This window comes from Paenibacillus solani (genome assembly GCF_001277345.1).
Lineage (GTDB): Bacteria > Bacillota > Bacilli > Paenibacillales > Paenibacillaceae > Paenibacillus_AQ > Paenibacillus_AQ solani.
Map to the genome: position 1 here is coordinate 1,570,218 of NZ_LIUT01000001.1, position 15,547 is coordinate 1,585,764.

Annotated in this window: 12 protein-coding genes; 10 read left to right on the forward strand and 2 right to left on the reverse strand. The window is 45.8% G+C overall.

The features are described from left to right. Positions 1-64: 64 nt before the first annotated feature. From AM231_RS07155 to AM231_RS07175, 5 genes are all read left to right on the forward strand, one after another. The gene (locus tag AM231_RS07155) at positions 65-784 is read left to right on the forward strand and encodes a phosphonate ABC transporter ATP-binding protein (RefSeq protein ID WP_054401959.1); all 720 of its coding nucleotides are present in this window, start codon (positions 65-67) and stop codon (positions 782-784) included. A 136-nt stretch (positions 785-920) separates the two neighbouring features. Beyond that, positions 921-2,156, forward strand: a complete 1,236-nt coding sequence (locus AM231_RS07160) for a hypothetical protein (RefSeq protein WP_242615080.1) — start codon at positions 921-923, stop codon at positions 2,154-2,156. Between the two features lie 3 nt (positions 2,157-2,159). After that, positions 2,160-2,858, forward strand: coding sequence for a response regulator transcription factor (locus tag AM231_RS07165; RefSeq protein WP_009589197.1), 699 nt, complete (start codon positions 2,160-2,162; stop codon positions 2,856-2,858). After that, entirely contained in the window at positions 2,855-4,309 is a 1,455-nt protein-coding gene (locus tag AM231_RS07170) for a sensor histidine kinase (protein WP_054401962.1), read from the forward strand. The genes AM231_RS07165 and AM231_RS07170 overlap by 4 nt, the downstream gene beginning before the upstream one ends. An 88-nt stretch (positions 4,310-4,397) precedes the next feature. Beyond that, a complete protein-coding gene (locus AM231_RS07175) occupies positions 4,398-4,928 on the forward strand; it encodes a GNAT family N-acetyltransferase (protein ID WP_054401964.1) in 531 nt (176 codons plus the stop codon). 113 nt (positions 4,929-5,041) lie between these two features. Here AM231_RS07175 and AM231_RS07180 read toward each other — a convergent pair whose 3' ends face one another. Beyond that, entirely contained in the window at positions 5,042-6,259 is a 1,218-nt protein-coding gene (locus AM231_RS07180) for a glucose-1-phosphate adenylyltransferase (protein ID WP_054401965.1), read from the reverse strand. 196 nt (positions 6,260-6,455) lie between these two features. On the opposite strand from AM231_RS07180, the gene glgB reads away from it, so the two are divergent. After that, a complete protein-coding gene (glgB, locus tag AM231_RS07185) occupies positions 6,456-8,441 on the forward strand; it encodes a 1,4-alpha-glucan branching protein GlgB (RefSeq protein WP_082341555.1) in 1,986 nt (661 codons plus the stop codon). Positions 8,442-8,459: 18 nt separating this feature from the next. Next, entirely contained in the window at positions 8,460-9,908 is a 1,449-nt protein-coding gene (gene glgA / locus AM231_RS07190) for a glycogen synthase GlgA (RefSeq protein WP_053493780.1), read from the forward strand. A 185-nt stretch (positions 9,909-10,093) separates the two neighbouring features. Here the strand turns inward: glgA and AM231_RS07195 are convergent, their stop codons facing one another. After that, on the reverse strand, positions 10,094-11,842 hold the full coding sequence (locus AM231_RS07195; protein ID WP_054401967.1) for an alpha-glycosidase: 1,749 nt from the start codon (positions 11,840-11,842) through the stop codon (positions 10,094-10,096). 563 nt (positions 11,843-12,405) lie between these two features. Here AM231_RS07195 and AM231_RS07200 point away from each other — a divergent pair. From AM231_RS07200 to AM231_RS07210, 3 genes are all read left to right on the forward strand, one after another. Next, a complete protein-coding gene (locus tag AM231_RS07200) occupies positions 12,406-13,848 on the forward strand; it encodes an ABC transporter substrate-binding protein/permease (protein ID WP_054401968.1) in 1,443 nt (480 codons plus the stop codon). After that, positions 13,835-14,557 carry an amino acid ABC transporter ATP-binding protein gene (locus AM231_RS07205; protein ID WP_054401969.1) on the forward strand — a complete coding sequence of 241 codons (723 nt, stop codon included), beginning with the start codon at positions 13,835-13,837 and terminating at the stop codon, positions 14,555-14,557. The genes AM231_RS07200 and AM231_RS07205 overlap by 14 nt, the downstream gene beginning before the upstream one ends. A 194-nt stretch (positions 14,558-14,751) precedes the next feature. Then, the gene (locus AM231_RS07210; RefSeq protein WP_054401970.1) at positions 14,752-15,483 is read left to right on the forward strand and encodes a 3D domain-containing protein; all 732 of its coding nucleotides are present in this window, start codon (positions 14,752-14,754) and stop codon (positions 15,481-15,483) included. Positions 15,484-15,547 lie beyond the last annotated feature (64 nt).

The window sequence follows — 15,547 nt, forward strand, 5'->3', positions numbered from 1 at the left end:
AATTGCTTTCGCTTTCTTCTAAACTAGAGAGTAGGAATATGCACTTGACGGGAGAGACGATAACATGATTAAAGTGGATCGGCTAAAAAAAACGATGGGTCCAGACCGAATTCCGGTATTAAAGGATATCACGTTTCAGATGGAGCATGGGGAAATGATCGGTCTGATCGGTGCAAGCGGAAGCGGAAAAAGCTTGTTAATGAGCTGCCTGTCGATGCAGCAAAAGTGGGACGGCGGCAAGTTAACGATTGACGGCGAAGATATGATGAATCCTGCGGGTAAACGGAGAATACGCCGCGAGTGGGCTTATCTTGAACAGAACCCGGCTTTGAATGTAAATCGTACGGCTTTAAAGAATGTACTGGTTGGGCAATCCAGTCAAACGCCCTGGTGGCGGATGGTAACCGGGATGGTCCGATCGGATGATTATATGGGGGCTATGGATACGATTGAACATCTTGGCTTGTTGGACAAGGCCAAACGCAAAGCGAGCGAGTTAAGCGGCGGTGAGAAGCAGCGGATCGCGATTGCCCGTGCGCTCGTTCATGGAGCGAAGGTGATATTGGCTGATGAGCCGGTGACAGGACTTGACCCCGCCTCGGCTGAAAATGTGCTGAAGACGCTAAAAACCTTGTGTGAAGAAGAGCGTTTAACGGTATTTACCGTCATTCCATTAGAGCTTGCCGAGAAATATTGTACCCGCATTATGGGACTTTCCGGTGGACAGCTGGCAGTAGATGTGACCGGTAGACGTTTAACTCATGGTGAGAAGTCAAGACTGTAAATATGGATCACCCGCTGCAGGTGAGTGAATAGAAATGAGTGGATTCTTATTGAAATATAGAATATTACAAGCCCTGTTATCGGGCTTGTTACTATTTATTATAAGCGGATGTTCCTTTATAGATCCGGTGTCTTTAATGAAGAAACCAGATCTGCCGACGGATAAGGCGACGCTCAATGGCGCAATTCAGTCTGCGCTCCAGAAGGAGAATGGGTCCATTATCCGTCCAAGAAGTGACGTGGATAGCAGCTCCATCCGAATTCATGACCTGGATAATGACGGAGTTATGGAGGCGGTTGTATTCTATCAGACGCCAGATGAAGACGTGAAGATCCATGGCATGATCATGCAGCAGCAAGGCGATACCTGGGTGAAGAAGCTCGACTTCGATGGAGAAGGCACATTACTGGAGTCGTTTGATTTTGTTGACTTTACGAATGATGGCAGCGTTGATATTGTAGCAGGTTTTTCGCGCGGAGAAGAGAATCTTCAGAACTTGCTGGCCGTATATTCATTCTCAGGAGATACGCTGGAAAAAGTTCCGGCGCTGCCTTATACCCACTTTAATATCGGGGATATGAATGGAGACAAGATCAAGGATATTACGGTTGTCTATCTTCAGCAGAAAGAGCTGTCGTATATCAGCACCTATCAGTACGATAAATTTGAGAATGCCTTCGTAGAGGTAAGCAAGCTGGACTTGGGACCGAATATTGATAGTTATTACAATGTTGTCGCAGGTAAAGTGGCTAAAGACAAAGAAGGTATCATCTTGGACGCCTCGGTTGTCTCAAATTCCTCTTACTCCAAGCTGATCATCATGGAGGACAACAAATTTGTTGACGTGCTGCAGGATGAATTGCTTACTTATAAGGAACTGCCTGTTGAGAGTGAAGACGTCAATGATGACGGGATATTAGAAATTGGTGTTCTTACGAGACCAAGCGGGTGGGAAGATCGACTTATTATTGATGAGATCCCATTCTTCACCACCTACTATCAGTGGGATGGAGAAATACGCGAGAACAACGAAAGAGAAGGGCTTCAGTTTGTACTTCAGCGATACTACGATCTGAAGAATCGCTTCTATTTGGATTTCCCGCCGGAGATGTATAATAAGATTACCATTACTCCGGAATCCAATAAGAATTCCTATCTGAATTTTGTTATGACTGATACGGGAGAATCCATCGCGGAGATTAAGTTCTTCTCATCAGCCCAGTGGGTAAAAGCTGAGTCCGATTGGGAAGTATTGGTGAAGGAGAAAAGCCGCGTCATCGCTTACCGCAGTCATGGTGATCTGAAATTAAGTAAAAAAGATAAAAAGCCAATCAACAATAATGTGGCTCCTATCGAAAGAAAGGGGAACTAGATCTTGAGTAAAGTGCTTATATTAGAAGATGAAGAATCCATTCGCAGTTTTATCGTAATCAATTTGAAACGCAATGGTTTTGAAGTTCTGGAGACCGAAAACGGAAACGAGGCGCTTCGATTGCTGCAAACGACGCCGGATATCGATATTGCCTTGCTGGATGTCATGGTTCCTGGCATTGATGGCTTTGAAGTGTGCCGCAGAATTCGAGAGACAAACGAGCGGATTGGCATTATTTTTCTAACAGCCAAAGTTCAGGAACAGGATAAAGTATACGCTCTTTCCGTGGGTGCGGATGATCATGTAAGCAAGCCTTTTAGTCCTACGGAGTTAATTGCCAGACTGCAGTCCCTTTTGCGCAGAGTGAATGTCCAGCGTGCGGGAGCTGCCAAGGTTTCATTTCAATCGGGGCCGTTTACGCTGGACCTCATCTCCAAACAATTCAAGAAGAATGGGCAGCCTGTTGAGCTGACACCGACTGAATTTTCTCTGGTTCAGTTTTTCCTGGAGAAGGAGAATACGCCGCTTAGCCGTGATGTGCTGCTTGATCATGTATGGGGCAAAGAGTATATGGGCGATCCCAAAATCGTGGATGTGAATATTCGGAGACTGCGCCAAAAAATCGAAGGCAATCCTTCCGAGCCGGAATACCTCCAGACGGTATGGGGACACGGCTATAAGTGGAAGGGTCAGGGACAATGATCATCAAAAAAGGCATTCGGCGGCAAATCGTACTGCACTATTTTTTGGTAGTGTTCATCGCTTTGCTGCTAATCGAGGTTATATTTTTAATCGCATTACGAACGTATTATTACGATACAGTGTACAATCATATAACGAATCATTTCCGTACAGCCAATCCTTTCTACGAGCCTTTTCGATTGTCCGCTTCGGATAATGCCAACCAGTTGAGCGAGATGATTCGCCATTTTGAGCTGTACAACACCGAACTTCAAATATTGAATCCGGCTGGTCAAGTACTATCTACATCAACTGGCTTTGAAATCGAGCAGACGATCAAGACCAGTGATGTGACTCAAGCACTCGCAGGAAATTCAAGCCGATGGATTGGCAAGCAGCAGGGCACAGGGCAGATTGTAATGGCAGTCTCACAGACGATTTCTAACGGCTTTGAAAATACCTACATTCTTCGTTATGTGACCTCCTTGGAGTTTATTAACGAAAAACTCATGAAAATGACGCTGTTTGCCGTCAGTATCGGTGCGGCAGTATTGGCCATTGTACTGGCGTTCAGCATTGGGCTGGCGAACTCGATCGTGAAGCCGCTGAACAATATTACAACCGTATCGGCCCAGATGGCCAAGGGTAAATTTAATGTCCGAATCAAGGGTGACTATAAATATGAGCTGGGTGAGCTATCATCCACTCTGAACTATATGGCTCAGGAAATTGTGCGAAGCAACCAAGTAAAGGACGATTTCATCTCATCCATATCGCATGAGCTGCGAACGCCGCTCACAAGCATCAAGGGATGGAGCGAAACCTTGGATTCTGGCGGATATGATCCGGAAGAAACCAAGATCGGCATGCAGATCATCTCAAAAGAAACCGATCGGCTCATCGGACTCGTGGAAGAACTACTGGATTTCTCGAAGCTGCAGCAAAACGAGATGAAGCTTGTGAAAGGCATTGTGAATGTCCGGGAGCTTTTACAGGAAATCATGCTTAATCTATGGACCAAGGCTGAGAAAAAAGGCGTCAAAATTATATTGGAATCCGATGAAAAACCGATTATTTATGGCGATGTCAACCGATTGAAGCAGGTGTTCCTGAACATTGTGGATAATGCGGTGAAATTCTCGCATGAGAATGGTGTGATCAATTTATCCTTTGAGCTGGAAGGTAAATTTGTCGCTATAACCGTCCAGGATCACGGCATTGGCATATCGGATGAGCATTTGCGACGGGTAAAAGACCGGTTCTTTCAGGTCAATCCGCTAAACGGTGGCACGGGTCTGGGTCTTGCGATTACACAGCAGCTGGTAGAGCTTCATGGAGGTACGATGGAGATGCACAGCGAGCTGGGGCATGGAACTGCCGTCATCGTCAAGCTGCCGCTGCCAGAGGGCAAGATTCCCATGGCTGGTGGCTTGGAGAGCGGCGAAGATGATGGTGTAGGGCCGATAGCCTAAGCTTTGCCGGTTAACGGCAAAGCTTTTTCTTTCGAGACAATGCAAACTTAAAGGGGAATATTTTTAGGCAAGAGAGGGGAATAAGGAAGTGGGAGATGCGGCAGCTTCGTTTTCGTTACCACAGGGGAATTTTGAACTGAGAAGAGCAGGGGCAGAACAGGCGGAGGAGATGTTAAATCTTCTTACAGAGGCGGCTGTAGTCATGGAGCAACAGGGCCACAAACAGTGGCATCCATCCCTCTTTACTTTGGATTTGATGAATCAATACCTGACAGAGCGCGAAGTGTATATCCTTTGGCATGAAGAGAAGGCCGCAGGTATGTTCACACTTCAATATGGAGATCCAGCTTACTGGGGAGAGCGCGACGACCCCGGGTATGGATATTTGCACAGATTAACCGTTCGTTTCTCCTATCGAGGCCTTGGGCTTGGAGAGAAGATGCTGTCGTTTACAGAATCCTATCTGTTATCCAAAGGCGCCAAAGGCTTCCGATTGGACTGTGTATCTCATTTGCCCACATTGAATGATTACTACCAGCGCCAGGGTTTTCAGTTCGTAGCGGAGCAGGATATGAGTGGTCGTAAAGTGAATTTATATGAGAAGACGTTTTCTCCATAAACATACCAACGATGGATGCGCTTTGAGACAACACAGCAGGGCATACATGAGAAAAAAGCGATCCGCTTGCGGATCGCTTTTTGTATATCCAGGCTATGGAATAATTCTCGGACTTACGAAGAAGAAACATTGGCGCGTAGACGTCCTTTTTCATACACATCCTGCAGCAGTCGGGCAGGCTGGGTACGAACAGTCGGTTTTGGAAGCACCGTCTCGTAAGGTCCTACCACCACGACGTTACCTGGAGTGCCTTTTACTACAGCTCCATCTTTAATAATGGCACCTTCGCCGATGATTGCATGTTCAATATGGGATCCTTTGCCGACTTTGGCATTTGGCATAACCACGCTATCTTTTACGATGGAATATTTGCCTATCTCTGCACCGCAGAAGATGACGGAGTTTTTGGCTTTTCCTTCAAAGGCGCATTGGTCGTGGATCAAGCTGTCCGCATGCTCTGTATGACGAGCACGTGCAGCCGCAGGTTTCGTCTTCCAGGCACGGGTATACATTGGCCAGTCCGTTCTCTCCAGAACAAGTTCATTTTGGCTTAGAACGTCCATATGGGCTTCCCATAAGCTTTCTACGGTACCCACGTCTCGCCAGTAGCCCTGGAACCGGAACGCAAGCAAAGACTCATCCCCAGACAGCATCTTCGGGATTACATCTTTTCCGAAGTCGTGGCTGGAGTTCGGGTCAGCAGCATCCTCGATCAAGTGTTGTTTCAAATAGTCCCAACGGAACAAATATATGCCCATGGAGGCCAGGTTACTTTGAGGCTGCTGCGGTTTCTCTGCAAACTCTGTAATAATCAGATTGTCATCCACGCTCATGACACCAAAGCGGCTTGCATCTTCCCAAGGCACTTCCATCACCGAGATGGTTGCAGCGGCACCTTGCTCCATATGGGCCTCAAGCATTTGGCGATAGTCCATGTGATAAATGTGGTCTCCAGATAGAATGAGCACATGCTCCGGATTTTGGTCGTCAATATATTGAATATTTTTATAAATGGCATCGGCCGTCCCTAAGTATCCGTCTTGATCCGTATTGTAGGATGGAAGCAGCGAAATGCCTTCAGATCCTGTTCTATGTGTAAGCCCCCAGGGTTCACCTTGGCCGATATGTTCGTGTAATGATTCTGCCTCATACTGTGTAAGAACTCCGACGGTATCAATTCCGGAATTCACACAGTTGCTGAGAGGAAAATCGATTATACGATAATGGCCGCCAAATGGAACGGCGGGTTTTGCCAGCTTGGACGTCAGCGGGGCCAATCTTTTCCCCTCACCACCGGCCAAAAGCATAGCAATACAGTCTTTTTTCTTCATCACGTTTCCCTCCCAATGTATTTTCACGTTGTTCATTACATAAACGACATTCCCGGGGTTTGAAACGATTATATTGAAAAAGTGTTATGAAAATTACAAAAATATTTTACAAATACATTTTTTATTTTCATGATGGTTAGAATGGGGTAATAACATTAATAATATTGGATTTTTATGAAAAAGCAGGTGACGATAATTGAACCACGCAGTTAACGAAGGATATACGACGCCGGAACAAGTGTATTTATTTCATGAAGGAACCTGGTTTCACAGTTATCAAAGCTTGGGTGCACACCTCGCGAAGGAAAATGGGGAAGACGGCGTGCGATTTACCGTGTGGGCTCCGAATGCAAGGCAAGTTGGTCTTGCCGGAGATTGGAACGATTGGGATGGCACCCGGGATACGTTATATAGGATACCCGATTCAGGAATTTGGAGTCGTTTTTTCCCTGGGTTAAAAACTGGAACTCTTTATAAATATCAGATCACCGGACCTTACGGAGAAACTTTTCTAAAAGCAGATCCCTATGCATTCCAGGCGGAAGTTCGGCCTGCCACCGCATCGGTGGTTACTGATCTGTCCGGGTATCAATGGCAAGATGCAGCATGGAGGAGAAAGAACAAGTCACCTTACACCAAGCCGATGAACATATATGAAATGCATGTCGGAACCTGGCGGCAAAAAGAGGATGGTTCTTTCTTTACATACCGCGAGCTCACGGAACTGCTTATTCCTTATTTGCAGGAGATGAGTTATACGCATGTAGAGTTTATGCCTTTGGCTGAGCATCCTTATGATCTCTCATGGGGATATCAAGGAACAGGCTTTTATGCGCTTACGAGCAGATACGGCAGCCCCCACGATTTTATGTATCTTGTTGATCAGCTCCATCAGGCGGGCATCGGCGTACTACTTGACTGGGTGCCCGCACATTTTGCCAAGGATGCCCACGGGCTCCGTCAGTTTGATGGAACCCCCCTATACGAGTACGCTGATCCGCAAAAAGCGGAGAGACCAGGATGGGGAACTTTATCTTTCGATTATGCCAAACCCGAAGTGATTTCATTCTTAATCTCCAATGCATTATTTTGGATGGATGTGTATCATATCGACGGTCTTCGTGTGGATGCGGTGACGAGTATGATCCGGCTTGATTTTGAGAAACGCCATGATCAATACAGTCCCAATAAATATGGCGGTTTGGAAAATCTTGAGGCGATATCCTTTCTGCAGGAATTAAATAAAGCGGTATTTCATTATTACCCGAATGCGCTGATGATGGCTGAGGAGAGCAGTGCATGGCCAGGGGTCACCACCTCTGTTCAGGAAGGGGGACTGGGATTTAACTATAAGTGGAATATGGGCTGGATGAATGACACGCTGTCCTATGTGGAAAAGGAATTCCATGAGCGGCCCACCCATCATAATTTACTGACTTTTCCCATTTGTTATGCCTATTCAGAAAATTTTGCACTGCCGCTGTCCCACGATGAAGTTGTCCACGGTAAAAAGTCACTGCTTAATAAAATGCCGGGGAATTACGAACAGAAGTTTGCCGGATTACGTATATTGCTTGGATATCAAATTACGCAGCCGGGTAAAAACCTGTTCTTCATGGGAGGAGAGTTCGGTCAGTTTATTGAGTGGAAAGATCAGGAGCAACTGGATTGGCTGCTCCTTGACTATGATAGTCACCGCCAACAGCTGGCCTACACGGCAGCTTTAAACCATATGTATGTGGAAGAGAAAGCACTATGGGAACAAGATCACCGATTCGAAGGCTTCCAATGGCTCAGCGCCGATGATAATGAGCAGAGTGTCATTTCTTTTATGAGAATAGGCAAGAAGCCAGGCGATACGCTGATTATCGTGATTAACTTTAAGCCTCAGGCATATGATCGTTATCGGATCGGTTTGCCAAGAGCCGGACAGTATGTAGAAATATTGAATTCCGATCATGTTGATTACGGCGGCTCGGGAATTCTAAATACGCCAGAGATGAAAGCTGAAAAGATCGCTTGGCATGGGCAAACCCACAGCCTGGAGATTAAGCTGCCTCCACTTAGCATAGTGGTTTTAAAGAAAAAACCGCCCCGTTCCAGAAAATCGGTAGATCACCAGAGCCAGGAGTTGAAGGAAGCAGAGGCGAAGGCATCGTCCAAACGAAAAAACCAAACGTAGCAAAAGGGGGAAGCAGGATTGAGATTACTATTTGCAGCTTCAGAATGCGTACCATACATCAAAACAGGCGGATTGGCTGACGTTATTGCAGCGCTGCCCAAATCACTGTATGGCATGGGAGAGGATATTCGAGTTGTGCTTCCGAAATATCGCGGCATCCCTGACGAATACAAGGAACGTATGGAACACGTTGGAGAAACAAGGGTAAGGGTAGGCTGGCGTGAGCAGTACTGCGGAATTGAGTCGCTGCAAGAGGACGGAGTAACCATTTATTTTGTGGATAACGAATACTATTTCGGCCGTGACGGTATCTACGGTTACATGGATGATGGCGAGCGCTTCTCCTTTTTCAATCGTGCGGTATTAGAAATCCTGCCGGTGATCGGATTCAAGCCCGATGTGCTTCATTGCCACGATTGGCATACCGCCATGATTCCGCTTCTTCTTGAAGACGTCTATCGTTATGACCCGTTCTATTCCGGGATTCGCACGGTTTTCACGATCCATAATCTGTTGTATCAGGGCGTATATCCGTATGAGGTGCTGGTGGACTTGCTAGGCATCCACAGCCGGCACTTCACGACGGACGGCGTAGAGTACTACGGTAACGTGAACTTCATGAAAGCAGGGATCGTTTATGCCGATCATATAACGACAGTGAGTCCAACCTATGCTACGGAGATACAGACCGGTTATTACGGTTACGGACTTGATGGACTGCTGTCAGCCCAAGGGTCAAGACTGAGCGGGATTGTGAACGGGATCGATACCAAAAGCTATAATCCGGCGACTGACCCGCATATTGCGATGAAATACCGGAGCGGACTCACCAAAAAAACGCAAAATAAAATAGCCCTTCAAGAAGAACTGAATCTTCCCGTTGCACCACAGATCCCGTTAATGTCGATGGTCACACGATTGGTTGATTCAAAAGGCCTTGATTTGGTCATTCGAATTCTGGATGAGCTGCTCTACTATGATGAGATCCAATTCGTCGTCCTGGGGACAGGGGATCCGTCATATGAGCATTGGTTCCGGGAAGCGGCCAATCGGAACCCGCGTAAAATGTCGGCTCAGATCTGGTTCAATGAGCCTTTGTCGCGTCGCATTTACGCCGGCAGCGACCTGTTTCTGATGCCTTCCAAATTCGAACCTTGCGGCATCAGTCAATTAATTGCCATGCGATATGGCAGTGTGCCGATTGTCCGCGAAACCGGGGGGTTGAATGATACGGTTCAAGCATATAATGAGTTTACCGGAGAAGGAAACGGGTTTTCGTTCAAGGACTTCAATGCTCATGATATGATGAATACAATCCGACGTGCGACATCCATTTATCGCATGCCAGAGCATTGGCGTAAAGTGAGCAAGAACGCACTTGGCGGAGATTACAGCTGGAATGTTTCAGCGAAAGCGTATCAGGAGATTTACCGGCAAATTACGAACCAAGAAAGCGAAGTACATTAAAGTACAAGGCTTGTGTTTAACAACATATAACAAGTAACAGGGGTGCTAACGATAGCAAGAATAACTTGCTTTCGTTAGCACCCCTGTAGCTGTTACTTGATCATACGTTTAAATTAGTAGATATCGCCGCCTCATATTTTTCATCTGCATCTGTGACCCATAATAAAAAAGGCTGAAGGTGCATATTAATGCTTCAATTGGCGGCACAACATCCGGAATTCGTAAGGCTCCAGATCGATATGCATCGTACCGTTAACCGGCTTTACAGGCTCACCTGTTTCACAGTCATGCCAGTCGGTGGTCACAATTGGATGTGAGAGGGTTCGAGGTGAATTGCTGTTGTTCATCCACATAATAAAATGCATCGTTTCATCCGCGCGCTCATACACAATGCATGGATCATGGAAATTCGCCTGCAGGAAGCGGAAGCGCCCCTGGCGTAAAGCCTTATGCTTTTTACGAAGCGCGATCATTCTTTTATAGAAAGAATACAGGTCCTGGTTCCGTTTATCAGGGTCCCACTCCATACATTGGCGACAATCGGGGTCTCCCTCTCCGGCTAAGCCGATTTCGTCACCGTAAAAGATGCATGGCGTTCCCATGAAGGTAAAGAGGAAGGCTACGGTGAGTTTCAAGCGCCGTGTATCTCCTCCTACGCGGGTCAGAAGCCTTGGTGTATCATGGCTGCATAGCAGATTGAAGACCACTTCGTTCGTCTGCTGTGGATACCGCATGAGAATGGACCCGATGTGGTTGGCGAAAGTCAGCCCATCCATATTCCCGTTAAAGAACTCCAGCACCTTATCAGCAAAAGGGTAATTCATGACGGAATCAAATTGATCACCTTGCAGCCAAATTAAGGAGTCAGACCATACTTCACCTACGATATAGGCATCCGGGTTGGCTTTCTTCACGACCTGCCTGAAATCCCGCCAGAAATGATGATCAATCTCATTGGCTACATCCAGTCGCCAGCCATCCAGCTTGATTTCCTTAATCCAATACTCGGCTACACCAAGCAAATAGGCTTTAACCTCGGGATTGGCTGTATTAAATTTGGGCATATTTCCGAAGAACCCGAAGGTGTCATAGCTTGGGATGCCGTCCTTGACCTCGCAAGGAAATTGATTCACATGAAACCAGTTCGCATATTTGGATTTCTCGCCATGTTTCAGCACATCTTGGAAAGGTGGGAATTGCTCGCTGCAGTGGTTGAATACCGCATCAAGAATCACTCTTATGCCCTTGGCGTGACAGGTATCCACCACCTTTTTTAACAGTTCATTATCTCCAAAATGCGGATCTACTTGTTTGTAATCAACGGTGTCATATTTATGATTGGAAGGGGAGAGGAACAGAGGAGTGAAATAAATGGCGTTTATGCCCAGGTCAACAAGATCGTCCAGATGATCCAGCACACCCTGCAGGTCACCTCCGAAGAAATTATCCACTTCGGGCTTGCCACCCCAAGCCTCGGTTCCTACAGGATTGATGTCCGGGTTCCCATTCGCAAACCGTTCGGTCATAATTTGATAGAATACGGCTTCTTTTGCCCATTCTGGCACTTTGAAGACATCGACTTCATGTATATACGGAAATTCAAAATATCCTGCTGGCGGATAAGGATAATCCCAACCGATCCCGCTGTCTACCATATATACCGTCTCGTCTCCAGCATGAATACGGAACCCGTAAGATAATCTTTTGTATTTAGGTTTGACACCGCACTCCCAATAATCAAACATGTCGTCAGAGGCGGCTTTTTCCATGGTGATCTCGAAGTACGTCCGGTCCCAGTCATATTTGTCGCCTGTCATGGCAACAACAGAATCAATGTCATTCTTCTTGGTTCGGATTCTTAAATGAATGGTATTAGTATCGTATGCATAAGCCCATTTATCGCGGGGAACATGATACAGTGCTTCTAACAGCATGGTTACACCTCCTATATGAGTAAAGCTATAGCTAATTAATAACCAGCTGCTGGCTTGCATGAATCATCGTCTTCTTGGCCTGTAATAGCTGGCCGCAATGAACAGCCATTTCATATGACGACTAATTATAAGATGGGACGTGACTGAGAAGATTATGCATTTACACTGAGTATATGATGAAAAACGCATCAATGACTTTCATTTGAGTGCTTATGTATATTTCTTAAGACCTATACCTACATTTATATGTAGATATCGCATTTGAAGAGGGAGGAGTATATATTTACCATAATTATTGCATTGGATGTAATGCCAATCTCTTTATATTTTAAATTTGATTGTATTAAAAGTGAGTTTTGGATAGTCACTATTTGTTTCAAGCTTATATCTTATTGACCGTTGTAATAAAAAATCTCGACTTCTGTAATAAAATCAAACTTCAATTATGTGATATGAAAATCCATACTTTTTCATTGCATATTCATGCATCCTGTTTTATAATGACTCAGTTGCATCATTCCAATTATTATTGAATCGTAACAGTAAGGGGAGAAACAAGACGTATGAAACATAAAATAACGGCGTGGATGACCTTGTTTATGGTGATTGTGTTAGCATTTAGCAGTCTCGTCCATGCAGAAGGTGAGAAGAAGACGGTCATACTCGGCACAAGTGCTGATTATGCACCTTATGAATTCCACAAAACGATGGATGGTGTGGATACCATTGTCGGTTTTGATATCGAGATTGCGAAAGAAATCGCCAAGGATATGGGTGCGGAACTCGTAATCAAGGATACTTCTTTTGATGCGTTATTACCGGAGTTGACAAGCGGCCGGGTGGATTTCGTTATATCCGGTATGAATCCGACAGAAGAGCGCCGGAAAAGCATTGATTTTTCCGATTCTTATTATGCTGCGGAACAGTCCGTTGTTGTCCGTAAGGAAGATGCGCTCAAATTTAATACATTCGAAAGCCTGGAGGGAGCGCGGATCGGGGTTCAGAAGAGCTCCATCCAGGAGACGATCGCTAAAACAATTCCAGGAGCCAGTGTGATATCGCTTGATAAAATACCGGATCTGCTGATGCAACTGGATTCCGAGCGCGTAGATGCTGTGCTGGCCGAATATCCGATTGCCAAGACCAATATGGATGAGGCAACCATGGTGATTACGGAGGCGAAGCCTGAGGCAGAGGTCGATGCCTATGCCATTGGAGTTCGAAAAGGGAACGAAGAGCTGTTAAACCATATTAATGCTACGCTTACGCGCTTGAAGGAAAATGATCAAATTCAGAAATTTGTCGATGAGGCAAGTGACTTGGCAGCAGGGCGGAAAAGCGAAAATTTGAATACATTTCAATTTTTCTGGAAGTATCGTGATTATTATGCCAAGGGTATCCAGTTTACACTGCTGATCTCTGCGCTGGGTGTACTTTTTGGATTCCTTCTCGGTTTGATCATTGCTCTGCTGCGGATGTCGGGTGTGAAAATTCTTAAATTTTTGGCGACCGCTTATATTGAGATCATCCGCGGTACGCCGATGTTGGTCCAATTGTTCATTATTCATTACAGTTTAGCGGCTTTTGATATCAAATTCTCTCCAATCCAATCGGGTATTCTGACGCTGTCCATTAATAGTGCGGCTTATTTGGCCGAGATATTCCGTGCAGGAATTCAAGGTGTAGACCGGGGACAATTGGAAGCAGCACGCTCACTCGGGATGACGAAGAGCAAGGCGATGCGTCATATTATTTTGCCGCAGGCGTTTAAAGGCGTTCTTCCAGCCATCGGTAATGAATTTGTTGTTATCATTAAAGAATCGTCCATCGTGTCGTTCATCGGGGTCTACGATATCATGTATCAAGCCCAAATTCTGCGCGGCTCTACCTTCGCCCCGTTGAATCCGCTGCTTGTCGCCGCATTGATTTACTTTATTTTGACATTCGTTCTTTCGAAGCTTCTGGGTGTCTGGGAAAGGAAGTTGAGTGCAAGTGATAACCGTTAAAGATCTTCATAAATCATTTGGCAAGCTGGAAATCTTGAAGGGTATTAACATTGAAATCGCCAAAGGAGAAGTTGTGGTCGTGATTGGACCGAGCGGCTCCGGGAAAAGTACTTTCCTACGTTGTCTTAATTTGCTTGAAGTGCCAACCAGCGGGGAAATATCTTTCGAAGGTGAGCTCATCACTGCCAAAAACCATAATATCAATGCCACTCGGGAGAAGATGGGCATGGTGTTTCAGCAGTTTAACCTGTTTCCCCACAAAAAGGTGATTGATAATATAACTCTGGCTCCTATTCAGGTAAAAGGAATGCAGGCTAAGGAAGCAGAAGCTGATGCCGATGAATTGTTGAAATCGGTTGGACTGTTGGAGAAGAAGGATGCTTATCCGTCTCATCTGTCCGGCGGACAGAAGCAAAGAATAGCTATCGCTCGGGCGCTTGCAATGCGTCCTCATGTTATGCTGTTTGATGAACCGACTTCCGCGCTTGATCCCGAGATGGTAGGCGAGGTGCTGGAAGTAATGAAGAAACTCGCTGAAGGCGGGATGACGATGGTTATCGTGACTCACGAGATGGGATTTGCTCGTGAAGTTGGTGATCGAATTCTGTTTATGGACGGGGGCAACATCGTAGAGGAGGGGACGCCGGAGCAATTATTTGGCAACACGACTCATCCGCGTACCCGGGAATTTCTGAGTAAAGTTTTGTAATCGTAACTTTTATACATGCATTGAAGCAGATAAAAAAGCGTCTAAACCTTAGTGTTATCAGGTTTAGACGCTTTTTGCATTGGCTGTTGGTAACAATTGCTTGCAGTAAAGGTTACAAAATTGTGATATATTCATGTTCGTTGACATACGACATTCATCCGAATCATCCATGTACATATAAGGAGGCATCTTAGATGTTACAACAAATGAAATCCTGGACAAGAAATCGTGAACATCATCAAACCCTTAAGCGCGCGGGAAAAACAGCAAAATGGTTGACCATAACAGCGGTGGCACTTGGTCTGACTTTCGCTGGTGGAGGCATGACAGCTCATGCAAGCTCCCTGCATACCGCCAAGAATGGTGACACCTTTTATCGCTTATCCAAACAGTATGGCGTTAACTTGGACAAGCTGATGAAGGCTAATCCCTCAATTAAAGCGACAAATATCTATCCGGGTCTCAAAATTACCATTCCCGGTTTGGTATCGATAAATTCAACGGCATCAGCCGCACCTATCACCTCAGGAACCACTGCTTTTACACCTAGCCTGAATGTGATCCCACAAAACAAGGTGGTAGAAGCTTGGGGCAAGACATTCAATTACAGCAAAACGGTTTCGGTTAAAGCTACTGCCTATTCATCCGCTGCCAGCGAGAACGGTAAATGGGGAGCTGTCGATTACTTGGGTAACTCACTGGAGCTTGGCACCATTGCCGTAGATCCCAAGGTCATCCCGCTGGGCACAAAGGTGCTGGTAACCGGTCATGAGCACCGAGGATTGCCGAAGAAAGCATTTGTGGCAGAGGCTCGCGATATTGGGAGCGCCATTAAAGGGAATAGAATTGATATTTATATCCCTGGCTCCCAAGCATCTGTGAAGCAATTTGGTATTCAGGATATCAAATTGTATATCATCGATTAATCCGTATCAACCATAATTCATATAGACGGCTAGCGTGGAGTTTGCTCCTTGCTGGCCGTCTTTT

Excerpts from the sequence above, each read along its gene's own strand:
- AM231_RS07155 (WP_054401959.1), top strand. The coding sequence starts at position 65 with ATGATTAAAGTGGATCGGCTAAAAAAAACGATGGGTCCAGACCGAATT.
- AM231_RS07160 (WP_242615080.1), top strand. The coding sequence starts at position 921 with ATGAAGAAACCAGATCTGCCGACGGATAAGGCGACGCTCAATGGCGCA.
- AM231_RS07170 (WP_054401962.1), top strand. The coding sequence starts at position 2,855 with ATGATCATCAAAAAAGGCATTCGGCGGCAAATCGTACTGCACTATTTT.
- AM231_RS07180 (WP_054401965.1), bottom strand. The coding sequence starts at position 6,259 with ATGAAGAAAAAAGACTGTATTGCTATGCTTTTGGCCGGTGGTGAGGGG.
- AM231_RS07195 (WP_054401967.1), bottom strand. The coding sequence starts at position 11,842 with ATGCTGTTAGAAGCACTGTATCATGTTCCCCGCGATAAATGGGCTTAT.
- AM231_RS07200 (WP_054401968.1), top strand. The coding sequence starts at position 12,406 with ATGAAACATAAAATAACGGCGTGGATGACCTTGTTTATGGTGATTGTG.
- AM231_RS07210 (WP_054401970.1), top strand. The coding sequence starts at position 14,752 with ATGTTACAACAAATGAAATCCTGGACAAGAAATCGTGAACATCATCAA.